This window comes from Stenotrophomonas indicatrix (assembly GCF_050573115.1).
Lineage (GTDB): Bacteria > Pseudomonadota > Gammaproteobacteria > Xanthomonadales > Xanthomonadaceae > Stenotrophomonas > Stenotrophomonas lactitubi_A.
The window spans coordinates 464,406-487,792 of sequence record NZ_JBNYZT010000001.1 but is presented as its reverse complement, the minus strand read 5'-3'; the positions used below and the strand labels follow the sequence as shown (position 1 = coordinate 487,792).

The window sequence follows — 23,387 nt, the reverse complement described above, 5'->3', positions numbered from 1 at the left end:
CGTACCCCTTCCCATCCAGGTTCCCATGGCTCTCTCCCAGCCCTTGGACGGTGCTCCGTCCCTGTCGCGCGCCCGCCGTTGGTCGCTGCTGTTCACCGTTGCCGCCGGCCTGCTGCTGGTCACGCTGGACAACTCGGTGCTGTACACCGCGCTGCCCACCCTGACCGAGGAACTCTCGGCCAGCGCTGGGCAGGCGCTGTGGATCATCAACGCCTATCCGCTGGTGATGGCCGGCCTGCTGCTGGGTGCTGGCACCCTGGGTGACCGCATCGGCCACCGCCGGATGTTCCTGATCGGCCTGGTGGTGTTCGGCATCGCCTCGTTGGCGGCCGCGTTCTCTGCGACCGCCGCGCAGCTGATTGCAGCGCGTGCCTTCCTCGCGGTGGGTGCGGCGGCGATGATGCCGGCCACGCTGGCATTGATCGGGCTCAGCTTCCATGAAGAGCGCGAGCGCAACATCGCCATCGCGATCTGGGGTTCGGTGGCCATCGTCGGTGCAGCCCTGGGACCGATCATCGGCGGCTTGCTGCTGCAGCACTTCTGGTGGGGCTCGGTGTTCCTGATCAACGTGCCGGTGGTGGTGGTCGCCTTCATCGCGACCCTGCTCCTGGCGCCGGAGGGGCAGCGCGACAGCACGCGGCCGTGGGACCTGCTGTCCTCGTTGCTGGCACTGGCCGCGCTGTCAGGCCTGGTACTGGCGATCAAGTCGCTGATCGCCACGCCGCCCTCGTACGGTGTGGGCGCTGTCTCGCTGCTGCTGGCGCTCATCGCCGGCTTCGCCTTCAGCCGTCGCCAGCAGCGGTTGCCGTATCCGCTGCTGGATTTCGCCATCTTCCGCAACCCGGCCTTCCTTGCCGGCACCCTCTCGGCAGTGTTCACCCTGTTTGCGATGGCCGGGCTGCAGCTGCTCACCACACAGCGTTTCCAGCTGGTGGCCGGCCTCAGTCCGTTGCAGGCGGGCCTGCTGGTATCGGTGGCGGCGCTGGGCAGCCTGCCCAGCGCGTTGCTGGGCGGCAGCGTGCTGCATCGGGTCGGCCTGCGCCCGTTGATCTGTGGCGGCCTTGCGGCTGGCGCGGTGGGTGTCGGCGTGGTGGCGCTGGGCTTCCCGCACGGCCTGGGCTGGGTGGTGGCCGGCATGGCGATCACCGGCTTCGGCATGGGTGCTGCGATCTCGGTGGCGTCCACCGCCATCCTCAACAACGTGCCACCGCATCGTGCGGGCATGGCCTCGTCGGTGGAGGAGGTGTCCTACGAGTTCGGTGGCCTGCTGGCGGTCGCGCTGCTGGGCAGCCTGAGCGCTGCGATGTACGGCGCGTTCCTGCCGGAGTCGGCGGACATTCCGGTCGCCGCGCGCGAGGGTTTCACCCAGGCATTGCACGTGGCGCGTGACACGGGTCAGGGTGAGTGGTTCGCCCTGGCCACCGCGGCCTACGATCGCGGTTACCAGATCGTGCTGCTGGTGATCAGCGCGGTGCTGGCGGCCGGCGCGGTGATCATCGCGCGCCTGCTGCGTGGACGTGCCGGTGGCCGCGACGGCGCTGCCGATCGCGTAAAATAGCGGCAATGAGAACCAGCAAGCGCGAGCGCATCCTCGACGCCGCCGTCAGCGTGATCAACCGCGACGGCGTGCGTGCGGTCACCTTTGAATCGGTGGCGGCCGAGGCGCAGTTGACCCGTGGCGGCCTGCTGTACCACTTCCCCTCGCGCGAAGCGTTGCTGCGCGGCATCGACGAGCACCTGGTGCAGAGCTGGGAAGCATCGATGGAGGCGCTGCTGGGCAAGTCCGCCGGCGAGGCCACTGCGCTGGAGCGCTACCAGACCTTCGTGCGCGTTTCGGCGCAGAGCGCCACCCGCGCCGAGCTGATGTTCATGCTGGACTCGGTGGACCCTGAGTTCCCCAGCGACCGGCCGTGGGCGCCGGTAGTGCAGCGCTGGGCACCTTCGCCACCGGCAGCTGGCAGCGACGACCCTGCGGCGCTGGACAATTTCGTGGCGCGGCTGGCCGCAGACGGCCTGTGGATCTACGAGGCCATGTACGAAGGGCAGCTGGACGAGAACGTGCGCGCACAGTTGACCGATCGGATCGGCGGGCTGCTCTCTCCCGAGCGGTCACCGAAGGACTAGCCGCGCGCTACAGCGCCGCCAGCCACGCGCGGGGCGAGAGCCCCAGGCGCTTGCGGAACGCCTTGGACAATGAAGCGGTATCGGCAAAGCCGACGTCGGTCGCCACCTGCTTGGCCGCTGCCCCCGCGCGCAGCTGCGTGCAGGCCAGGCTCAAACGCCAATCCAGCAGGTAGCTGGCCGGCGTGGTCTGCATCACGTCCTTGAACACCGCCGCGAACGCGCTGCGCGACAGCCCGGCGATGGCCGCCATCTTCGGCAGGGTCCAGGCCTGCTGCGGCGACTGGTGCAGGGCCACCAGCGTGCGTGCCAAGCGCGCATCGGACAGCCCGCGCATCAACCCGTGGCTTACCCCTGCAGCATCGGGATGATCGATCACCCAGCGCAGTACCTGGATCAGGGCAACCTCGAACAGCCGGTTGGTCAGCAGGCGCGAGCCGCAGCGTTGCCGGTCGGCTTCTGCGAACAGCAGGTGCAGGGTGCCGTCCAGTTCACCGATGGCCGACAGCGGCACCACCATCACCGGCGGCAGCGACTGGACGACCGGATTGCGCGCGCCGCCATCGAAATCGAGCGTGGCGCAGGTGAAATCAGGACCGTCCAGCGGCGCGTTGAGGAACACATGCCGCAGTGGCTGCGGGTACAGCAGCAGGCTGGGGGCGGTGACCTTCAGCTGGCGCGTGATGCAGTTCGCGTCGGGGTGATGCACCTCCATTTCCCCCTTTCGCAGGATATGCAGGAAGGCACGCCCCGGCTGCGGTTCGAACACGTGCCGTCCGCACAATGGGCCGGAATGGAACAGCGCTGCCTGCACCCGGAACCGTTCGAGCAGGGTCGACAGCCGGTCGGTCACATCGTCGGACGGTGGGGATGAGGGCGAGGTGGTGATCATGGATGAATGGACAACATATCTGGAGATAAATGCTCTATTCGTCCTGCGAGTCTACCTACGATGAGCCCATCGTCCAATCCCGGGCGCTATCGCAAGGAGTACCCCATGTCCCGCATTCCCCTGATCGACCCGACCTCGACCACGCCCGAGCGCCAGGCCCTGCTGGGCCAGGTCCACGCTGCCTTCGGCGCCACGCCGGCGATGTTCCGTGCCGTGGCCAACTCGCCTGCCGCGCTGCAGAGCATGTGGGGCGCATTTGGCGCGCTGGGTGCCGGCCGTCTGTCGCCGCTGCTGGGCGAACAGATCGCGGTGGCCATCGCCAACCGCAATGCGTGCGAATACTGCCTGGCAGCGCACACGGCGCTGGGGCGCAAGGCCGGCGCCAGTGGCGAACAGATGGCCGCTGCACAGATCGGCCAGTCCAGCGATCCGGCCACCGCCGCCGCCTTGGACTTCGTGCTGAAGGTGGTCGAGCAGCGTGCGCAGATTGCCGACGCTGACGTGCAGGTGCTGCGCGCGGCTGGTTTCGATGACGAGCAGATCGTAGAGATCCTGGCCCACATAGCGCTCAACCTGTTCACCAACTACGTCAACGTGGCCTTTGACGTGCCGGTGGACTTCCCGAAGGTGGCGCTGCGCTGAGGTCGCGCCGTCAGGCAGGCGGGTGGCCGTGCAGGCCATCCCCCTGCAACCGGTCCGGGTGGGTGTACACGTTGAAGCCCCCTTCGCGAGCGAAGCCCACCAGGCACAGACCGGCACTGCGGGCCAGATCGATGGCCAGCGCGGTGGGCGCCGAGACGGCCGCCAGTACGCTGGCACCGGCGCGAGCTGCCTTGCTGACCATTTCATAGCTGGCACGGCTGGACACCACCAGCAGGCCGCCATCAATGCTGTGTTCGTTGTGGTGCAGCGCACCGATCAGCTTGTCCAGCGCGTTGTGACGGCCGACGTCTTCGCGCACCCAGCCGATGCGGCCGCTGGCATCAGCCCACGCCGCTGCATGGGTCGAACCACTGGCAGCATTCATCGGCTGGTGCGGGGCCAACCCGGCCAGCGCCCGCTGCAGTGCAGCCGTCTGATACATGCGGCGGTCTTTTACCGGGGGCAGCGGACGCAGCACGTCCTCCAGTTGACGTGCGCCGCACAACCCGCAACCGCCACGACCAGGCAGCAGGCGGCCATTGTCGGGGTCCAGCCCTGCGCCAGGGGCGTCGGCGGACACGGTCATCTTCAGCTCGATGCCTTCCAGTTGTGGCTGCACCTCGGCGGACAGCAGCTGATCGGGGCGCTCGATCAATCCTTCGCTGAGCGAGAAACCCAGGGCGAAATCTTCCAGGTCGCATGGCGTGGCCATCATCACCGCGAAGGCGGCACCGTTGTAGCGCATCACCACCGGCACTTCTTCGGCGATCACGTCCACCTGTTGCTCCTGCCCTGTGCTGCGCCAGCGTTGCAACGTGCGCAGTGCGGTGCCGGCGGGCGGAGGAGAAGGCGGCGTCGATCCGGGCATGCGGCACATCCTGGGCAAAGCAGAAGGGCAGGCTACGCCCGCAGAATAGCGCAGCCTTCCAGTGAAGACGCGGCGGTAACCGTTGCCATGGCAGCCTGCGGTACCACAGCCGGGCTATGGCGCCGCGGTTGCCGGCGTGCTTGACTGGCCACGGCAGCCGGGCGCGGGCCCGGCACTGCAGGCAGGCACTCCACCAACGCAGGTTCCAACGCAGGTTCCCGACCATGTCCGAACAGAAGCCGCCGCGTTACAAGCCCTACAACCAACCGGCAGGCGGCTGGGGGGCCGCCGGTGCGACTGCCAAGGTGCTGCTGCAGCAGAGCGTGATCGGCAAGGGATCGAAGGCATTGCTGGCGATGAACCAGCCGGGCGGCTTCAAGTGCCCCAGCTGCGCGTTCCCCGATGCCGACCACCGCAAGAAGCTGGAATTCTGCGAGAACGGCGCCAAGGCCCTGGCCTGGGAAGCGACCCAGCACCGGGTGACCCGCGAGCTGTTTGCCCAGCACACCGTCACCGAGCTGATGGCGCAGACCGACTATTGGCTGGAACTACAGGGCCGGCTGACCGAGCCGATGCGCTACGACGCCGCCACCGATCACTATGTTCCCTGCGAATGGGACGAGGCGTTCGCGCTGATCGGCCGCCATCTGCAGGCTTTGGACAACCCCGACCAGGCCGAGTTCTACACCTCCGGCCGTACGCCCAACGAGGCGGCGTTCCTGTATTCGATCTTCGTGCGCGAGTTCGGCACCAACAACTTCCCGGACTGCTCGAACATGTGCCACGAGCCGACCAGCCGTGGCCTGCCGCCGGTGATCGGCGTGGGCAAGGGCACCATCGTGCTGGACGACTTCGAACACGCCGAGGCGATCTTCGTGATGGGCCAGAACACCGGCACCAACTCGCCGCGGATGATGAGCAACCTGGTGGAGGCGCGCAAACGTGGCGTGCCGATCGTGGCGGTCAACCCGATGCCGGAGCGTGCGCTGATCCGCTTCACCGAACCGCAGGACGTGGTGCAGATGGCCACGTTCGGTTCCACCGAGATCACCAGCGAATTCGTACATGTCCGCATCGGCGGCGACCTGGCGCTGATCAAGGGCATGATGAAGGTGATGTTCGAGCGCGAGGCCCAGGGCGAGCAGGTGTTGGATCATGCCTTCCTGGCCGAGCACACCGTTGGCCTGGAGGCACTGCGCGAGGATGTGCTGGCGCAGGACTGGGATGAGATCGTGCGGGTGTCAGGCATCGCGCAGGAGCAGATACGGCGCTGCGCGGAGATCTACATCCGTTCGCGCGCGACGGTCATCTGCTATGGAATGGGCCTGACCCAGCACCAGCAGGGTTCGCGGCTGCTGCAGCAGGTGGCCAATCTGCTGTTGCTGCGCGGCAACTTCGGCAAGCCGGGTGCGGGCATCGGCCCGATCCGCGGGCATTCCAACGTGCAGGGCGATCGCACGGTCGGTATCGATGAGAAGCCCACGGCACGCTACCTGGATCGTGTGCAGCAGGTATTTGGTTTTGATCCGCCACGCGAACACGGCCACCACGTGGTCGAGTCGATCGCGGCGATGCTGGATGGCAGCGCCAAGGTGTTCATCGGCATGGGCGGCAACTTCATCCATGCGGTGCCGGATACCGAACGCGCCTATGCAGCCATGCGCAAGCTGGAACTGACTGTTGGCATCGCCACCAAGCTCAATCGAGGTCATCTTGTGCATGGCCGCGACGCGCTGATTCTTCCGGTGGTGGCGCGCTCGGAGTGGATCCGCACGCCACTGGGGGAGCAGTTCGTCACCATCGAAGATGCGATGTCCAACGTGACGGCGTCGCGCGGCGTGCTGGAGCCGGCCAGCGAGCACGTGCTGCCGGAGGTGGAGATCGTCTGCCGCATGGCGATGGCAGCGTTGCCGGACAGCAAGGTGGACTGGGCCGCCTACATGCATGACTACAGGCCGATCCGCGACCTGATCGCGGCTGTCTACCCGGACATCTACGCGGGCTTCAACGAACGCATCCAGGCACTGCACGGTTTCCACCTGGACATTCCGCCGCGCCGACGCGTGTGGCCGACGCCCAACGGCAGGGCCAACATCCTGGTCATGCCGGGCCTGGAAGTGAACACGGTGGTCGATGACCCGGAGATGCTGCGGCTGGCCACGGTGCGTTCGCACGACCAGTACAACACCACCATCTACAGCTACAACGATCGCTACCGCGGTGTGTACAACGACCGCATGGTGGTGTTCATGAACATCGAAGACCGTTTGGCGCGCGGGCTCGGCAAGGAAGCCCTGGTGAGCCTGGAAACGATCAGCGACGATGGTGTGACGCGGCGCATCGAAGGCCTGACCGTGCTTGACTATCCGATGCCGCGCGGTGCGCTGGCCGGCTACTACCCGGAGCTGAACCCGCTGCTGCCGCTGGACTACTACGACCGCATCAGCGGCACGCCGGCGGCGAAGTCCATTCCGGTGCGGATGCGTGCGCAGGTCGAGGTGCCCGCGTAAGGCCCCGCCCTTACGATTTCTCGTTGTCGCTCAGCACGATGCTGCCATCCAGCAGCACAGGAACCATCTGGGTCCAGCCCTTGGCGTTGTAGTCGAGGCTGACCAGGTACACCCAGCCGCGCGCTGCGTCTTCGGTAGGCGGCGCAGCGTCGGCGGTGAACCGCTGCAGGCTCACCTCGGAGACCACGAAGTCATCGCCGGGATAGCGCAGGCGTATGTGGGCCAACGCTGCTGCCGTGGCTTGATGCACCGACAGTGGCGGCTCGGTGCGCGCCGGGTCGAAGGCGGGCAGCGTATGCAACCGCGTCGCGCCCACCTGCCAGCGCTCATGGGTGTTGTCGGCATCGCCGCTGGACAGCACGGTCCATTGGCGTTCGCCTGCCATGACCGGAAGGCCCAGCAACGCAGACAGCAGGAGGGCGGCAGGGGCGCAGCGGACAGGCATGGAAAAGCTCCGGTGAACGTCGTCCATGATGACACCAGGCAGCGACGACGGGCGCGTCGTGCGTCGGCTATCATCAGCCCGTGGATATATCCGGCCTGCTGCTGCGACTGATGCTGCTCCTGACCCTGGTGCTGAACGCACCGGCGCTGGCGCTTGCCTCGGGCGGCATCAACGGTCAGGCCAGCGATGGTCATTGCGGTACACCCCACGAGAGCGCCGACACGGGGATCACTGCCGCGCCCACATGCTGCGATGACCAGGACGCAGGCGCGTGCATCAGCGAGGTTTGCGAATGCGTGCCGGCCAGTGTGGCCATGCTGTCGTCGGCGGCAAGCCTTGCTGCATGGCCGCTGCGTGCAGTGCCCGGTAATGCGCTGCATATGGGTCATCCCGCGCCTGCGCTGCCGCACCTGATCCGTCCGCCAATCGCCTGATCGCGCGCAGGCATTGCGTGCCTGCGGCGCTGCAATACCCCCCTCATCTACCTGGCCCACGCGAATCCGTCGTGTGGGTGGCAGGCGCTCGCGCCTGCGATTGCAAAGGACAACCTGACATATGAACCGCACTCTTTCCCTGAGCCTGTTGCTTACCACCGTTCTGCTTGGCACCGCCTGCGCGCGCGCCTCCGAAGAGGCGGTGTCCTCGCCCGCAACCGCAACCGCAGCCGCCTCGGCAGTCGCGGTGACGGCTGAGGCGACGATCGATCCAGAACTGCCGCTGGCCATCGTCCACAAGACGGCCAGTTGTGGCTGCTGTGGCGTGTGGGCCGACCACCTGAAGGCCGCAGGCTTCCCGGTTGAGATACGCGACACCGATGACATGCATCCGGTCAAGCAGCGCCTCGGCGTACCGGCCGGCAAGGCGTCCTGCCATACCGCCGAGATCGGTGGCTATGTAGTGGAAGGCCATATTCCGGCCAGCGACATCAAGCGCCTGCTGAAGGAACGGCCGACGGCGCGTGGCCTGGTGCTGCCGGGCATGCCGGCCGGATCTCCGGGCATGGAAATGCCTGATGGCTATGTGCAGCCGTATACGGTAGAGCTGGTGCTGGCCGATGGCAGCACCCAGCCCTTCGCTCAGCACGGGCAGGGTGGCTGACAAGGTTCAGCGGGCGCGGCGGCGGATTGCCGCCGCGTCTGTTCAACGCTGCTTTTCGCGTTCCTTCTTCAGCTGCGCATCGAAATTGCGTTCGGCCGTGTCAGCGTAGCCCTTGCAGGTCATTGCCTTGGCTGCCGCCGATGCACCCGCACTGTAGTTCCAGCCGCTGGAACCGGGATGCGGGGTCAGCAGGATATCGCAGGGCAGGTCGCGCACCGTCGCGAAACTCCGACGGTAGTCATCGATCAGGTGCGGGTAGCGCGGGTTGTCCTGCAGTTGATAGCCCGGTGCGCTCAGGCTGTCGGCATAGACGATGCGAACGGGTTTTCCTTCGCGGGTGTCCGTCCAGGTCCAGGCGGTGCTGCCCGGGGTGTGGCCGGGCACGAAGTGCGCGGTGAAGTCGATGCCACCGAGCGAGACCATCTCGCCGTCCATGATGATCCTGTCCGCGGTTGCCGACGGATAGGTGATGCCGTCGCCGAAGTGCAGGTCGTTGCTGCCTCCGCGTGCCAGCAGCACCGCCGATTCGGCATTGGCCGCGATCTGCGCACCAGTACTGCGTTTGAGCGCTGCAACCGGGCCGGCGTGGTCGGCGTGGGCATGGCTGAGCAGGATCAGGCGCAGATCCTGCGGCGCAACACCGCGCGCTTTCATGTTGCGCAGCAGATGGTCGGCCATTTGCGGCATGCCGCCATCGAGCAGCACCGCGCCCTGCGACGTCTGCACCAGCAGCGCGGTCAGGTCTTCGGTGCCGATCTGCCAGGTGTGGTCGGCAATCTGCAGCGGTGCCATCGGCTGCAGCCAGGAGGCATCTACTGTGTAGGCGCGCAGTTGCGGAAGCGCTGGTTCGGCGGCGGCAACGTTGGCAACGGCGAGGAAGGTGGCGAGGGGGACGACGAGACTCTGCAGGCGCATGGCGATGGCTGATGGAGAAGGTGAAACGAGGCTAGCACGCAGTGCTGGAGGCCCGTTTCGCACATTTCTAATGGCAGGCATGAGCTGCATTGCATGCGCAGGGGAGCTGGTGCAGGACGGCGGGGTGAAAGGGCGAAGCCGTTCGCAGCACGCCGACCGCCGGCGGGGTAACCTGCCCGGACCACAAGGAAGGAGAAGACGCATGTGCATCGCGTGCAACCCGGGCGCCGCAGCGTATCTGCAGGCACGACGTGAGTTTCTCGGCGCCATGGTGGGGCTGGGCGTGCTGGCCGTCGGTGGCGCTGCGCTGTCACCTGCTGCCCGAGCAGGCGCCGTTGCGGCCGCTTCCGCAGGGCCCGCTGACCAGATTTTCCACAACGGGCCGATCATCACCATGGCTCCTCACCCGCACCCGCGCGCCGAGGCGGTGGCCGTGCGCGATGGCCGCATCCTTGCGGTGGGCGCGAAGGAGCAGGTATGGCAGCATCACGGGCCGAACACTGAGCTGGTCGACCTCAAGGGCCGCGCGTTGCTGCCGGGCTTCATCGATCCGCACATGCATTCGGCAATGGCCATTCTGTCCGAGTGGCTGGACGTCACTCCGTTCAGCACGCGTACGCTGGCCGATGCAATAGAGAAGATCAGCATGGCAGCCAGCGCGCTCAGGCCCGGCGAATGGCTGCGCGCGCAGGGCATCGACCCGTCGCTGATGCACGGTGACCCGATCACCATGGCGGCACTGGACAAGGCCGCACCGGACAATCCTGTGTTCGTGCTGGAGTCCAACGGCCATATCGCGTACAGCAACAGCAAGGGCTTTGCCGCAGCCGGAGTGACCGACGCCACGCCGGACCCGGACCAGGGAAGGTACATCCGCAGGGATGGCAGGCTGACCGGGCGCATGGAGGAGTCCCCGGCGATGAAGCCGTTCATGGCGGTTGTGCCGATGCCCAGCCAGGCGCGCTACGCCGAACTGGTCCAGCAGCTGTTCGCCGATGCAGCCAAGGCGGGCTGTACCAGCCTGCATGATGCGGGCATCGGCACCGGTGGCGTCTCCGACCTCGATCTGCTCAACACCGTGATGGCGGCCAATCCACCGGTGCGGTATTCCGGCTTCCTGACCTCGGATCTGATGGATGACTGGGTCAGGCTCGGGTTGAAGCCGGGCCACGGCAACGACACGTTCCGCCTGACCGGCATCAAGTTCTGGTCCGACGGTTCCAACCAGGCGCAGACCGGTTACCAGCGCGAGCACTATCTGCATTCTGACAAGCGTGGCGCGCTCAACTACACCCAGGACGAGCTGGTCGCCGGCGTCCAGCGGGCGCACGACCTCGGCTGGCAGATCGGCATCCACGCCAATGGCGATGCGGCCATCGACACCACGCTCAATGTGTACCAGGCGGTGTTGAAGAAGACACCGCGCAAGGATCATCGGCATCGCATCGAACACTGCAGCGTGCTGCATCGGGAGCAGATCACCCGGTTGTCGCAGCTGCAGGTCTCGCCGTCGTTCCTGATCGGCCATGTCCACTACTGGGGCAGAGCGTTCCGTGATGACATCCTGGGGCCGGAACGGGCAGCGTTGTACGATCCGTGCCGGTCTGCACTGAAGGGCGGGCTGCGGATTTCGCTGCACTCGGATTTCAACGTCACCACCATTGCGCCGCTGCGCTACATCGACAATGCGGTGAACCGGGTGATGCTCGATGGTGGCGAAGTGCTCAATCCCGACGAGTGCATCAGTGTCGAACAGGCGCTGCGTGCGGTCACCCTCGATGCCGCCTGGCAGTGTCGAACCGATGACATCGTCGGCAGCCTGGAGCCGGGCAAGTATGCGGACCTGGTCATCCTCGACCAGGATCCGCTGAGTGTTCATCCCAGCAAGGTCGGCAGCCTTACGGTGCAGGAAACCTGGCTGCAGGGCGTGCGGCGTTACAAGGCCTGATCCGACCGTGTGGCCCCGGCATGCAAAGTTGCCGGGGCCGCACGTTCCTGGCGTCCTCAGTAGCGGTACTGCCACCCCAGCGTCAGCACGCGTCCGCGCCCGGCAAAATAGCTGGGGTTGGACGGCGTGGTCTGCGAGTAGTAGGTGATGTACTGCTTGTTGGCGAGGTTCTGCACGCCCAGGGTGAAACTGCTCTTGTCCAGCGCATAGCGGGCGACCAGGTCGAACGTCGTGTAGCCCCTGAAGCTGGCCACCGGCGCGCCGCGCAGGTCGAAGTCGCGATCGAAGGCATGGCTGGCCTGCAGACGGGTGCTGAACTGCGAGGTCCAGCCCTGTTCCCAGAACGCGGTCAGCCGGTTCGGGGCGATGTTGACGCCCGCCAGGTCGCTTTCCAGTTGACCATCCAGGTTGGCGTCGTAGCGGCCATTGGCGCGGGCGTAACCGAGGCCGAGGCGGCTGTCACCCAGGCGCAGGCGCAGGTTGGTCTCGAAGCCTTCAACCCGCGTCGCCTGACGCTGCACGTTGTAGGCATCGATGCCTGCGTCATAGACCAGTACCGAACCCAGCTTGGATTCGGAGGTGTAGTACGCGATATCGCCGCTGACGCGACCATCGTCATATTCCAGCCCGATCTCGCGGTTGTCCGACACCACCGGTGACAGGTCCACCAGGTTGTCCACGCGCTGGCCATCGCGGTTGATGGCGCGCAGCACGCGGCCGACGTCGGCCACGGTGTAGCCTTCCGAATACGACGCGTAAGCGTTGAGGCGATCGTTGATGTACCAGACCGCGCCGAAATTGGGCAGCGTCTCGCTCATCGTCGGTTTGCCACCGGCCACCTTGCGTGCGCCGTAGCGGGGCAGGGTGGTGTAGTCGCCCACTTCCAGTTCGCCCTTTTCGTAACGCAGTCCAGCGGACAGCATCACGTGGTCGGTGGGCCACCACTGCAGTTGCAACAGCGGCGACAGGCTCTGGTAGGTGGTCAGCGGTACCCAGTTCAGGCCGCTGGCCAGCAGTACCTGGTGGGTGCGGTCACGCAGGCCGTCCAGGCCCAGGGTCACGTCCAGCGAGGTGTCGCCGATGCGGCGCCAGCTCTGGGTCAGCTTGAAGCCGCGTTTGTCCGATTCGTTCTGGGTCTGGTCCCAGGCGGCGTTGGCACCCGTGTTGCCCCACGGGTCCCACTGGCTGGCACCGTAGCGCCCCTCGAAATCCACCGCAAATAGCTGCGCCAGGAACTGGCCGCCGAACAGGTCGGCATTGCTGTAGTCCAGGGTCAGTGAACGTGAGCGGTTCATCGGCGGATCGAGCGGCGTATCGCCGGGTACCGATGTGGCCGGGCGACCGGTGCGGAAGTTGCCATCCACGGGCAGGTAGTTGTCCATGCCACGCAGTTCATAGCGATTGGCCATCAACTGCAGGCGTTGTCCCTCAGCAATGTTCCAGCCAAGCTTGGCGAAGATGTTGGTCGAGGTCGAATCCATCAGTTCGCCCTGCGCATTGGTGCCGATCGCACGGCCATCGCCGTCGTAGTACAGGCCCTGCCGCTCATGGGCCAGGCCGGCCACCAGGTCGAACTGTTCGCCGCGGATACCCACCAGTGCCGAAGCACGCTGGCCATCATCATCGCGGCGGCCTGGCGAAGCGGCGGTGAGCGACAGGTTGCTGTCCAGCAGGAAGGCGCCTGGATCGCTCGGCGCACTGCGGGTGATGATGTTGACGATGCCACCGGTGCCGCCGATACCCTGCAGCGCGTTGGCACCGTGGATCACTTCGATGCGTTCGATCATCGCCGGATCGATGGTATGTGAATCACGCGAGCCATCGCGCAGCGGCGTGGACTGTGGCACGCCGTCGACCATGTACAGGATGCCGCGCCCGCGCATGCTTTCGCCATAGTTGGACATCTTCTCGCGCGCCGGGGCGAAGGCCGGGATCTGCGAGGACAGCACCCGGGACACATCCGAGCCCAGTGCCAGCTGTTGCTGGATGTCCTCACGGGTGAGCACGGTGATGGTGTTGGGCATGGCGGTCTCGCCCTGCGGCATGCGCGCGGTGGACGCCGACACGGTCACTCTGCCGAGCGAAGTCGCGGCTGCCGGCGCTGCTGCCGTGCGCGGGCTGTCCGCTTTTGCCGCCGGCGTCGCGGTTGCGACCGCACTGCGGATCACGAATACGCCTGGCGAGCGTTCCTCGACGTCCAGACCCTGGCCGGCAATCAGCCGTTGCAGCGCCTCGCGTGGGGCATAGCGGCCGTCCAGCGCTGGTGCCTGGCGGCCGGCAACGCTGTCCGCAGCGAACAGCAACTGGACGCCGCTCTGCCTGGCCACCGCATTGAGTGACTGCTGCAGCGGGGCGGCTGGAAGATCGATGTCCACCGTGGTGGGGGCAGATTGCGCCGCGGCCGGAAGGGCGGCGCACAGGCTGACGGCCAACAGAGCAGGTGTCAGGCAGCGCAGGGCGGCGGGCAGGGCAATGCGGGTCATGCGGGGTCCTTCAGAGGGATTCATGCAGCAGCCGGATGAGACGGGCCACAACCCACCCTTTGGTGCGGAATTCAACGGCGTGATTCAACGGCGTGCGGAGATGTGCACGCTGCCATCGTCGCGGGGATGGACGGAGACGGGCAGGATCTCCGGCAGCAGCGCCAGCGCGGTGGCGGCATGGTCGCCATCGAACACGCCCGAAACCTGCAGCGTGGCCAGGCCGGGTTCGTCCAGTACGATCGCGCCGCGGTGATAGCGCTGCAGGCTGCGCACCACTTCGCTCAACGGGGTCTGCGCGAACTGCAGCCGGCCCTCGGTCCATTCCCCGCTGCCGGTGGCGATCGGCTGCGGTTGCTGGACCGGCCCCGTCCCTGCCAGCAGCTGTTGTCCAGGGTGCAGGCGCTGCTCGTCATCGCGGCCAGCCACGCGCACGCCGACCTTGCCGCGCCACAGGCGGACTTCACTGCGGTCACCGCGTCGATCCACATCGAACACCGTACCGTAGTTGCGCACCTGTACCGGTCCGGCATCGACCTGGAACCGGCGCCAGCGCGACGGCGCCACATCGAAGCGGGCGCGTCCGGAGACCAGCACCGTTCGGCGTGAACGCAGATGGCTGCGCACCTGCAGATGGCTGTCTGCATCCAGTTCGATGCGGCTGCCATCGGCCAGCAGCACACTGCGACGCTCGCCGATGGCCGTCTGGTAATCGTGCTGTTGCCAGCCGGGATCGAAAGCGTAAAGTCCGCCCAGTCCGGTTGCCAACAGCAGGCCGAGCACGGCGCCGCCGATCCGCCGGCTGCGATGAGGCCGATACAACTGCACCGGATCGGGCACCGGAAACAATGCTTTGAGAGTGTCCCGATGTTGTTCCAGCACACGATCGGGCGAAGGCGCGCCGGTCTTGTCCGGGCGTGGCGTGCGCGGGCGGCGTGGTGCTGTCACGTCAGCCCCCGCACATCCAGCAAAAGCCGGCAATCGACCATCGCCAACCGCAGATGCCGCTCGACGGCCTTCAGGCCGATGCCCATGCGCCGCGCAACCGCCGCCTGAGGCACGTCATGGATCTTGTGCAGGATGAACACCTGGCGGCGTCGACAGGGCATCGCACGGATGACCTCGACCAGTCGTTCCAGTTCCTGCGTGGCGACGGCCTGCCTGGCAGGGCCGGCGCCTTCGCTGGCGGCATCGGGCAGTTCGGCACGGGGTTCCACCCACTGGCGGCGCAAGTCTTCGGCACGGCAACGATCAACCGCGGCGTCATGCGCCATCCGCCGCAGCAGCGCCATCGGCTGCCGCACATCGGCCGGGGCCGGGCGTTCCAGCAGGCGGATGCAGACATCGTGCACCACCTCGCGGGCCAGCCCGGGTGAGGCGAAGCGACGGCGCAGGTAATCCACCAGATCCTCGTAGTGGCGCACCAGCGAGGACACCAGCGGCAGCGCAGGTGGTGGGGAGTGCGGTGGCGTGGACATCCGGGAAAGCGGCGCAGGCGGGAAGGGTGGGGCCACGCAAGGTCAGCCCTGCGCGGCGCCACGATAGTAATGGGAACTGTTCGCATTTGCTATCAGGTGTGCCACAGCGGGATTGTTCGTGGCCGCCGGAAAGTGAATCCACGATCACCCTCTGCAGCGCACACTCGGCCGCAGATAGGCTGCAGGGCAGCCATCGGGGAGAGTGACCATGCACGTGCTTCTGGTGATCGTCGGCGGGTTCCTGTTGCTGGGCGTCTTCGTCCTGTTCGGCAGGCTCTGGAGCACAGGCAGCTCACAGCTGCCAACGGCGCTGTTGGCCTTCATCGGCACCTGGCTGCTGGTGTCGGTGGCCAATCTGTGGGTGGGGGTCAGCCGGGCGGGCTATGCGGTGCGCGAGGAGCTGCCGATCCTGCTGCTGGTGTTTGCCGTTCCGGCGCTGGTAGCCGGCGTCATTTTCTGGCGGCTGGGCCGCTGAACCGAGGATCCGCGATGCCGGCAACACCCCGTCTTCCTGCGCTGCGTCGTCGCGACGGCCATCATGCGCGGGTGACCTACGAAGAACTGTTCTTCGATCTGGTCTACGTGTTCGCCGTCACCCAGCTCAGCCACCACCTGCTGCACCACCTGGGCCTGCTGGGCGTGCTGCAGACGCTGGTGCTGTGGTTTGCGGTCTGGCTCGGCTGGCAGTACGCGTGCTGGGTCAGCAACTGGTTCGACCCGGAAGCGCCGCGCATCCGCGGCCTGCTGTTCGTCACGATGCTGCTGGCGTTGCTGATGTCTTCGTCCATCCCCGAAGCCTTTGCCGGACGCGCGTGGATATTCGCTGGCGCCTACGCCACGATGCAGGTGGGGCGGACGCTGTTCGTCCTGCTGGAAGTAGGGCGCGCGCACCCGCTGGCCGCCAATTTCAGGCGCATGCTGGCCTGGGTCAGCGTTTCGGCCTGTTTCTGGCTGGCCGGTGCAGCGGTCGAGGGCAATGCGCGGCTGGCACTGTGGGCACTGGCCGTCGCCTGCGAATACATCTCGCCGATGTTCGGCTTCGCGTTTCCCGGCCTCGGCCGCTCGCGTACCCGCGAGTGGACCATCGAAGGCGGGCATCTGGCCGAGCGCTGCCAGCTGTTCGTGATCGTCGCACTAGGTGAGACGCTGCTGGCAACCGGCGGCGTGTTGAGCGAGGTGGAGCACTGGAGTGGAGAGGTGGTTTCGGCGGTGCTGGCGACCTTTGCCGGTACGATCGCGATGTGGTGGCTGTACTTCGGCATCTCCAGCCGGGACGCTACCGACACCATTACCCGTTCCGATGACCCGGGCCGCATCGGCGCCTACTTCCACTACGTGCACGCGCTGCTGATCGCCGGCATCATCGCCACCGCCGTCGGCAATGACCTGGTGATGGACGAACCGGAGGCGGCAGTGACCCTGCCGTATGCCGCGATGCTGGCGGCGGGACCGTTGATCTACCTGCTGGGCAGCGCGCTGTACAAGCGGGCGGTCTACGGTCGCGTGCCGCGCTCCCATCTGGCAGGGGCGGCGGCGCTGATCGTGCTCGGCTTCGTGCTGCCATGGATGCACCTGCTTGCCGCAGGGTGGTTGACCAGCATGGTGCTGCTGGCGGTGGGGCTGGCCGATACCCGGTTGAAGCGGAGCATCGCAGCGGCGCGCACGTAAGTGATGGTCTGCCCGGCAGACCTCAGCTCAGCACAGCTCCGCAGCCATCGCCGCCAGTCGGCTCACGGTGTTGATGTTGCGCGCGGTTCCTTGTGCGGCGAAGGGGATGCGCAGGCGCGAACCGGCCATGCCATCGCCGTAGTGGATGAACAGCTCGCGCTGGCCCAGCGCCAGCTGCTCTTCGCCAATGCCCGTCACACCGTGCAGCGGGTCCTTGGGCAGCGGCTCATCCATGAACAGGGCGACGACACGGTTGCCGGCAGCATCCCTGAAGGGGTTGCGAGCGACCACTACGGCCATCTCGGCAGCGGTACGCACCAGCACGCCCACCGGCTTGCCGGCATAGGCATGCAGGCGTTGTGCCAAGGTGTCGCGCACACCCGCCTCGTCGAGCGGGCTGCTGAACACGGCATTGCCGCTGGCGATATAGGTGCGGACATCGCGGAATCCTGCGCCCTGGCACATACCCACCAGTTCGGCCATCGGCAGCTTGCCCGTACCACCCACATTCACTGCGCGCAGCAGGGCCACGTAGGCGGTCATGGCGCGCTGCCCTGCAGCCGGTCATACATCCGCACCAGGTCGACCAGAGTGCGCGCGCCCATCTTGCGCATCAACTGCGCGCGACGCACCTTCACTGTGATTTCGCTGACACCAAGGTCAGCGGCGATCTGCTTGTTGAGCCGGCCCCGTACCACGCCGGCAACCACCTCGCGCTCCCCGGCGTTCAAGGTGTCCCAGCGCTGCCGAAGTGCACCCAGCACGTCACCCTCGCGGCGCCGCTGGCGATCGATTTCGATGCCCTTGTGGATGGCGTCCAGCAGCTCCTGGTCGCGGAAAGGCTTGGTCAGGAATTCGATGGCGCCTTCCTTGATCGCATTGACGCCCATCGCGATGTCGCCGTGCCCGGTGATGAACACCACCGGCAGCTGCAGGCCGTGGCTGCCCATGGTGCGATGGAAGTCCAGTCCGCTCTGGCCCGGCATGCGCACGTCCAGCACCAGGCAGGCCGGGGCGTCGTCGATGGTGTGGGCGATGAAGTCGCCGGTCGAGGCGAAGGCCCGTACCTGCAGGCCCATCGAGGCCAGCAGGTCTTCCAGCGCGGCACGCACCGATGCATCGTCGTCGATCACATAGACGATGGGAGCGGGTTCAACGGCTGTGGCGATGGGTTTACGCATGCGTACCTTCCGTGTGCGTGGGCAACTCGAAGATGAAACAGGCGCCGCCGCCTGTGGGGCGCTCGGCGCGGATATGCCCGCCATTGGCCTCGATCATCGAGCGACTCAGGCTGAGGCCCAGGCCCAGGCCGTTCGACTTGGTGGTCCAGAATGCATCAAATACGCGGTCAGGCTGATCCATGGGCAGGCCGATACCGCGGTCGCGCACGCTCAGGCAGACGTGGCCGTGCCCATCGTGCGTGGTCAGCAGCGACAGCCTGCGCTCGCCCGTGGGCGTACCAGCCATCGCGTCGACAGCGTTGAGGATGAGGTTGCCGATCACCTGCTGCACCTGCACGCGATCGGCATGGGCGGGGGGCAGATCGTTGCCCAGCACCAGCGCGACCGTCACACCATGCTGCTCCAGTTCGCTGCGCGACAGCGCCAGCATTTCTTCCACGGCCAGATTGAGGTCGAAGGCCTGGCGCTCTGGCGCAGCCCCTTGGGTCAGGCCGCGGATGCGGCCGATCACGTCACTGGCGCGATGGGCGTCGGCGACGATGCGGGCGATGGTCTGACGTGCCTTGTCCAGGTTCGGCGGATCCTGGGCCAACCAGCGCTGGCTGGCTTCGGCACTGCTGGCGATGGCCGCCAGTGGCTGGTTCACCTCATGCGCGATGGAGGTGGTCAGCTCGCCGACGGTGGAGGCGCGGGCGACCCGCAGCAGGCGCGCCTGTGCATCCTGCACCGCAGCCTTGGCCGCTTCCATCTTCAATGCCAGATACGTGGTGATGCCGATCACCAGCATGCCGATCGCCGAATTGACCAGGCCGATGCGGTAGGTGCCGAAGCGGGTCAGGAAGAAGCTGAGGCCGGTCAATGCGATGCAGACTGCCGCAAGCAGGATGAGGCCGCGTGCTGGCAGCCGCCGCGAGGCCGCCAGGATGACCGCCGCGTAGAAGCAAGCGGCGGCAACGGCGTAGTCGGTAACCGTATCGACCAGGAAGATGGCCGCCATCACGATGATCAGGGCCAGCACGACCAAGGGGCGGCGGGGCGACAGCGATGGCATCGGGACGGCTCCCTGGCGTGGGTGGAAAGGATAGCAAAGCGCTGTCCGGTCGATGCCGAGCTTGGTCGGCATGCACCAGAGGGATGCAGGGTAGTGCCGGCCGCTGGCCGGCATCCGCAGGATGTTCCCGCAGTTCATGAGGTTGCCGGCCAGCGGCCGGCGCTACCGGGCGTCATTCCTCCAGGCTGGCGTTCCAGAATCCCTGCAGTACACCCGGCGTGGCCGCCAGCGTTGCCAGCACGGCATCCAGCTCGCCGCCATCGACCGTGGTGGCGTACAGCACCGCTTCGATCTCGACATCGCGCTCGCCGAACGGGCGCTGGTCGACCGCGCGCACCGGGTACTGTGCCTGTTCCAGCAACAGCAGAAGCCGGTCCAGCACCTCGGCCTGCTGCTCACGCTGGCAGACCACGTTGATCGCGTAGGTTGCCTCGCTGAACGCCTCCGGCAACGGCTGCCGCTGGATACGGTTCACCACCGGCCGCAGCAGGGTGTTGGCGGCCAGCACGAATACCGCAGCCAGCACCGCTTCGGGCAGCAGCTTGATGCCGGCACAGGCGCCGACCGCCGCCGAGCCCCACAAGGTGGCTGCGGTGTTCAGGCCCGATACCTGGGCGCCATCCTTCATGATCGCGCCGGCACCGAGGAAGCCGACACCGGAGATCACATAGGCCACCACGTGCAGCGGCGATGGCGGACCGCCGTACATGTCGTGGAAGCGCACGGCCAGGTCGACGAACACCGCGGCGCCCACCGCCACCAGCGTATTGGTGCGCAGGCCGGCGGTGCGCTGGCGGAACTGCCGCTCCAGGCCGATCAGCGCGCCCAGCACGAAGGCGACGGACAGGCTGATCAGCGAGCTGAGGGTGGCGCCCGCGTTGAACGCGGGCAGATGGGGGTTGAGGTCCATGAGGGTTCTCCCTGCGCCAGGCGCGTTTACTGCCAGCCGTAGCGGCGGATGTAGAGCTTCTTCAGCGCGGTAGTCAGCACCGCATAGCCGAACAGGATCGCCACCAGGAACGGCCAGTAGCCGGCCGGCAGTGCCTGCAGCTTGAAGTAGCCCGCCAACGGGCTCATCGGCAGGATCACGCCGATCGCCATGATCGCCCCGGTCATCATCAGCAGCGGCGGCGCGGCGATGCTCTGCAGGAACGGCACCTTGGGCGTGCGGATCATGTGCACGATCAGGGTCTGGGTCAGCAGGCCGACCACGAACCAGCCGGACTGGAACAGGCCCTGGTCGGCCGGGGTGCGTGCATCGAACACGTACCACATCAAGGCGAAGCAGCTGAGGTCGAAGATCGAGCTGATCGGCCCGAAGAACACCATGAAGCGACCGATGTCTGCCGGGTTCCACTTCAGCGGCTTGCGTACCAGCTCCTCATCCACGTTGTCGAAGGGAATGGCGATCTGCGAGATGTCATACAGAAGGTTCTGCACCAGCAGCTGCAACGGCAGCATCGGCAGGAACGGCAGGAACGCCGAGGCCACCAGCACCGAGAACACGTTGCCGAAATTGGAGCTGGCGGTCATGCGGATGTACTTCAACATGTTGCTGAAGGTGCGCCGCCCCTGGATGACGCCTTCCTCCAGCACCATCAGGTTCTTTTCCAGCAGGATGATGTCGGCGGCCTCCTTGGCGATGTCCACCGCGCTGTCCACGCTGATGCCGATGTCGGCCGCGCGCAGCGCCGGGGCATCGTTGATGCCATCACCGAGGAAACCGACCACCTTGCCCTGGGCGCGCAGCTCGCGCACCAGCCGTTCCTTGTGCAGCGGCGTGAGGCGGGCGAACACGCGGTGTTCCTGCAGCGCACGCGCCACGGCCGCATCGTCCATGCGCTCGATCTGCGGGCCGGTGACGATCGTGTCGGCGTCCAGGCCGACCTGGGCACAGACCCGGGCGGTGACCAGCTCGTTGTCGCCGGTGAATACCTTTACTTCCACGCCGTGCGCGGCCAGCGCCTGCAGGGCCTGCGCTGCCGACTCCTTCGGCGGATCGAGGAAGGCCACATAGCCCACCAGGGTCAGATCGCGCTCGTCGGCCTGCGAGTACACGCTCTGGGTGGCCGCAGTCTCCTTCATCGCCACGGCCACCACGCGCAGGCCCTGTTCGTTCAGTTCCTCGGTGGTCTGCCGCACGCGGGCCAGGCGCTGCTCGTCCAGCGGCATGTCCTGGCCGTTCTCGCGTACGGTGCTGCATACCGCCAGCATTTCTTCCACCGCGCCCTTGCAGATCAATTCGTGATGGTCCTCGCGCTCGGATACCACTACCGACATGCGGCGGCGCTCGAAGTCGAACGGGATCTCGTCGACCTTGCGGTAGTCCTGCGACAGGCGCAGCGAGCTCTGCAGCTCCACATGTTCCAGCACGGCTCGATCGAGCAGGTTGATCAGGCCGGTCTGGAAGTGGCTGTTGAGGTAGGCGAAGGTCAGCACATCCTCCGAATCCTGCCCGAACACATCGGTGTGCCGCTCCAGCGCGATCTTGTCCTGGGTGAGGGTGCCGGTCTTGTCGGTGCACAGCACTTCCATCGCGCCGAAGTTCTGGATCGCATCCAGGCGCTTGACGATCACCTTGCGCCGGGACAACAGCACCGCGCCCTTGGCCAGCGTGGACGTGACGATCATCGGCAGCATTTCAGGGGTCAGGCCGACCGCCACCGACAGCGCGAACAGGAACGCTGCGGTCCAGTCGCCCTTCGTCCAGCCATTGACCAGCAGGACGAACGGCACCATCACCAGGGCAAAGCGGATCAGCAGCCAGCTGACACTGTTGACGCCAGCCTGGAACGCTGTCGGCGCACGATCGCTGGCACTGCTGCGCTGGGCGAGGGTGCCGAAGTAGCTGCTGTTGCCGGTCGCCAGCACCAACGCAGTTGCCGTGCCGGACACCACATTGGTGCCCATGAACAACAGGTTGGCCTGTTCCATCAGGCCAGCCTCGGCGTTGCCCGCCTGCACGAACTTCTCCACCGGCAACGATTCGCCGGTCATCGCGGCCTGCGCGACAAACAGATCCTTGGCCGCAAGCACGCGGCAATCGGCCGGGATCATGTCGCCGGCCGACAGCACGATATGGTCACCCGGCACCAGGTCGCGGATCGGCAGGTCCAGCAGGCGTGCCGGCCGCCGGCTGTGCAGTTGTGCGCCGAAGTACTGGTCGGCCACTTCTGCCGCTTCGGTGCCCGCAGCGCGGCGCAGCACGCGTGCGGTATTGCCCACCAGGGCCTTCAGCCGTTCGGCAGCGCGGTTGGAGCGACCCTCCTGCACGAAGCGGATCAAGGTGGACAGCACCACCATAGCGCCGATCACCACCGTCGCCTTGGCATCGTCGGTCAGCCAAGACACGGCGGCCAGCACCGTCAGCAGCAGGTTGAACGGGTTGCGATAGCACTGCCAAAGATGGCGCCACCACGGCAGCGGCTTCTCGTGGTCGACCTCGTTCGGGCCAAAGCGCAGCAGGCGCTCTTCGGCTTCGTGCGGGCTGAGACCATCGACGTGCGACTGCAGGGTGGCCAGCGCATCGGCTTCACTGCCCTGTGCGAGCGCGAGCAGTCCAGCGGTGAGCGTGGCGGGCGCGGCCTGCGTGCTGCCACGGCCGTAACCAGCTTCGGGCATCGCACGGCGACCGAACAGGTTGCCCGCGCGGCGGCTGCGCAGGAAGGCGTTGAACCAGGCGTTGAGCAGGCTCATGGGAAGGTCCTCTTGGAGCGGCGCCGGGCGTAACCGGCGCGTGGAGCGGAAGGGGCGGGGAGTCAGGCGTGGCGCATGGCCAGCACCGATGGCGACCAGGGCTGCATGCGCAGCCGTTGGCTGCCGCCGATGCACAGCGGCTTCATCGCATCGCGCAGCGGGTAGGGCAGGTGGCGCAGCACATTGATGCGCTCGCTGATCGGCAGCAGCGACAGCGCATCGGCCACCACCCGTGGCGAGCCGAGGGCCAGCGAACGGGCGAACAGGACAGGGCCGTGCTGCAGCAGCAGGCTGCGCAGGGCGGAAACATCGCGCTCACCGATCAGGCGGCGGACGGTGATGTAGAGAATCTTGTAGGACATGGGATTCCTCCGGGCAGGCGCTGCCCGGGGCT

The 23,387-nt window shown here is 66.6% G+C and carries 22 protein-coding genes; 9 read left to right on the top strand and 13 right to left on the bottom strand.

Going from position 1 to position 23,387, the window contains the following annotated elements; translation table 11 throughout:
- Positions 1–25: 25 nt before the first annotated feature.
- Positions 26–1,558, top strand: coding sequence for an MFS transporter (locus tag ACQ5SA_RS02160; RefSeq protein ID WP_499312381.1), 1,533 nt, complete (start codon positions 26–28; stop codon positions 1,556–1,558).
- 5 nt (positions 1,559–1,563) lie between these two features.
- On the top strand, positions 1,564–2,124 hold the full coding sequence (locus tag ACQ5SA_RS02155; RefSeq protein ID WP_499312379.1) for a TetR/AcrR family transcriptional regulator: 561 nt from the start codon (positions 1,564–1,566) through the stop codon (positions 2,122–2,124).
- Between the two features lie 7 nt (positions 2,125–2,131).
- Here ACQ5SA_RS02155 and ACQ5SA_RS02150 read toward each other — a convergent pair whose 3' ends face one another.
- A complete protein-coding gene (locus ACQ5SA_RS02150) occupies positions 2,132–3,013 on the bottom strand; it encodes an AraC family transcriptional regulator (protein WP_499312377.1) in 882 nt (293 codons plus the stop codon).
- A gap of 105 nt (positions 3,014–3,118) precedes the next feature.
- Between ACQ5SA_RS02150 and ACQ5SA_RS02145 the strand changes: the two genes are divergently transcribed.
- On the top strand, positions 3,119–3,655 hold the full coding sequence (locus ACQ5SA_RS02145; RefSeq protein ID WP_499312375.1) for a carboxymuconolactone decarboxylase family protein: 537 nt from the start codon (positions 3,119–3,121) through the stop codon (positions 3,653–3,655).
- A gap of 10 nt (positions 3,656–3,665) precedes the next feature.
- Here the strand turns inward: ACQ5SA_RS02145 and fdhD are convergent, their stop codons facing one another.
- Positions 3,666–4,523: a formate dehydrogenase accessory sulfurtransferase FdhD gene (gene fdhD / locus ACQ5SA_RS02140; protein ID WP_499312373.1), complete on the bottom strand. Its 858-nt coding sequence runs from the start codon at positions 4,521–4,523 to the stop codon at positions 3,666–3,668.
- Between the two features lie 224 nt (positions 4,524–4,747).
- Between fdhD and ACQ5SA_RS02135 the strand changes: the two genes are divergently transcribed.
- Complete coding sequence (locus tag ACQ5SA_RS02135; protein WP_499312371.1) at positions 4,748–7,033, top strand: FdhF/YdeP family oxidoreductase; 2,286 nt, start codon at positions 4,748–4,750, stop codon at positions 7,031–7,033.
- 10 nt (positions 7,034–7,043) lie between these two features.
- On the opposite strand, the gene ACQ5SA_RS02130 is transcribed toward ACQ5SA_RS02135, so the two are convergent.
- A complete protein-coding gene (locus tag ACQ5SA_RS02130; protein ID WP_499312370.1) occupies positions 7,044–7,478 on the bottom strand; it encodes a hypothetical protein in 435 nt (144 codons plus the stop codon).
- 80 nt (positions 7,479–7,558) lie between these two features.
- On the opposite strand from ACQ5SA_RS02130, the gene ACQ5SA_RS02125 reads away from it, so the two are divergent.
- Both ACQ5SA_RS02125 and ACQ5SA_RS02120 read left to right on the top strand, forming a co-directional pair.
- Positions 7,559–7,912 carry a CopL family metal-binding regulatory protein gene (locus tag ACQ5SA_RS02125; protein WP_499312368.1) on the top strand — a complete coding sequence of 118 codons (354 nt, stop codon included), beginning with the start codon at positions 7,559–7,561 and terminating at the stop codon, positions 7,910–7,912.
- A 121-nt stretch (positions 7,913–8,033) separates the two neighbouring features.
- The gene (locus ACQ5SA_RS02120; RefSeq protein WP_499312367.1) at positions 8,034–8,576 is read left to right on the top strand and encodes a DUF411 domain-containing protein; all 543 of its coding nucleotides are present in this window, start codon (positions 8,034–8,036) and stop codon (positions 8,574–8,576) included.
- A gap of 42 nt (positions 8,577–8,618) precedes the next feature.
- Here the strand turns inward: ACQ5SA_RS02120 and blaL1 are convergent, their stop codons facing one another.
- Positions 8,619–9,491 (bottom strand): L1 family subclass B3 metallo-beta-lactamase, encoded by an 873-nt coding sequence (gene blaL1, locus ACQ5SA_RS02115; protein ID WP_499312365.1) that lies wholly within the window; start codon positions 9,489–9,491, stop codon positions 8,619–8,621.
- Positions 9,492–9,693: 202 nt separating this feature from the next.
- Here blaL1 and ACQ5SA_RS02110 point away from each other — a divergent pair, with 202 nt between their 5' ends.
- A complete protein-coding gene (locus ACQ5SA_RS02110; RefSeq protein WP_499312363.1) occupies positions 9,694–11,439 on the top strand; it encodes an amidohydrolase in 1,746 nt (581 codons plus the stop codon).
- A 56-nt stretch (positions 11,440–11,495) separates the two neighbouring features.
- On the opposite strand, the gene ACQ5SA_RS02105 is transcribed toward ACQ5SA_RS02110, so the two are convergent.
- The 3 genes from ACQ5SA_RS02105 to ACQ5SA_RS02095 form a co-directional block, all read right to left on the bottom strand.
- A complete protein-coding gene (locus tag ACQ5SA_RS02105) occupies positions 11,496–13,922 on the bottom strand; it encodes a TonB-dependent receptor (RefSeq protein WP_499312361.1) in 2,427 nt (808 codons plus the stop codon).
- Between the two features lie 84 nt (positions 13,923–14,006).
- Complete coding sequence (locus tag ACQ5SA_RS02100) at positions 14,007–14,867, bottom strand: FecR family protein (RefSeq protein ID WP_499312359.1); 861 nt, start codon at positions 14,865–14,867, stop codon at positions 14,007–14,009.
- Positions 14,864–15,397 carry a sigma-70 family RNA polymerase sigma factor gene (locus ACQ5SA_RS02095; protein ID WP_499312358.1) on the bottom strand — a complete coding sequence of 178 codons (534 nt, stop codon included), beginning with the start codon at positions 15,395–15,397 and terminating at the stop codon, positions 14,864–14,866. The genes ACQ5SA_RS02100 and ACQ5SA_RS02095 overlap by 4 nt, the downstream gene beginning before the upstream one ends.
- Positions 15,398–15,605: 208 nt before the next feature.
- Between ACQ5SA_RS02095 and ACQ5SA_RS02090 the strand changes: the two genes are divergently transcribed.
- Both ACQ5SA_RS02090 and ACQ5SA_RS02085 read left to right on the top strand, forming a co-directional pair.
- Positions 15,606–15,872, top strand: a complete 267-nt coding sequence (locus ACQ5SA_RS02090) for a hypothetical protein (protein ID WP_499312356.1) — start codon at positions 15,606–15,608, stop codon at positions 15,870–15,872.
- A gap of 14 nt (positions 15,873–15,886) precedes the next feature.
- Entirely contained in the window at positions 15,887–17,065 is a 1,179-nt protein-coding gene (locus ACQ5SA_RS02085) for a low temperature requirement protein A (RefSeq protein ID WP_499312354.1), read from the top strand.
- 27 nt (positions 17,066–17,092) lie between these two features.
- Here ACQ5SA_RS02085 and ACQ5SA_RS02080 read toward each other — a convergent pair whose 3' ends face one another.
- The 6 genes from ACQ5SA_RS02080 to ACQ5SA_RS02055 form a co-directional block, all read right to left on the bottom strand.
- Positions 17,093–17,608 carry a DUF1697 domain-containing protein gene (locus ACQ5SA_RS02080; RefSeq protein WP_499312352.1) on the bottom strand — a complete coding sequence of 172 codons (516 nt, stop codon included), beginning with the start codon at positions 17,606–17,608 and terminating at the stop codon, positions 17,093–17,095.
- Positions 17,605–18,246, bottom strand: a complete 642-nt coding sequence (locus ACQ5SA_RS02075) for a response regulator transcription factor (protein WP_499312350.1) — start codon at positions 18,244–18,246, stop codon at positions 17,605–17,607. Before ACQ5SA_RS02075 ends, ACQ5SA_RS02080 begins: the two co-directional genes overlap by 4 nt.
- A complete protein-coding gene (locus tag ACQ5SA_RS02070) occupies positions 18,239–19,297 on the bottom strand; it encodes a sensor histidine kinase (protein ID WP_499312348.1) in 1,059 nt (352 codons plus the stop codon). The genes ACQ5SA_RS02075 and ACQ5SA_RS02070 overlap by 8 nt, the downstream gene beginning before the upstream one ends.
- 172 nt (positions 19,298–19,469) lie before the next feature.
- The gene (locus ACQ5SA_RS02065; RefSeq protein ID WP_442243637.1) at positions 19,470–20,207 is read right to left on the bottom strand and encodes an MgtC/SapB family protein; all 738 of its coding nucleotides are present in this window, start codon (positions 20,205–20,207) and stop codon (positions 19,470–19,472) included.
- 26 nt (positions 20,208–20,233) lie between these two features.
- A complete protein-coding gene (gene mgtA / locus ACQ5SA_RS02060) occupies positions 20,234–22,993 on the bottom strand; it encodes a magnesium-translocating P-type ATPase (RefSeq protein WP_499312346.1) in 2,760 nt (919 codons plus the stop codon).
- 62 nt (positions 22,994–23,055) lie between these two features.
- Complete coding sequence (locus ACQ5SA_RS02055) at positions 23,056–23,355, bottom strand: hypothetical protein (protein WP_025874438.1); 300 nt, start codon at positions 23,353–23,355, stop codon at positions 23,056–23,058.
- Between the last annotated feature and the right edge of the window lie 32 nt (positions 23,356–23,387).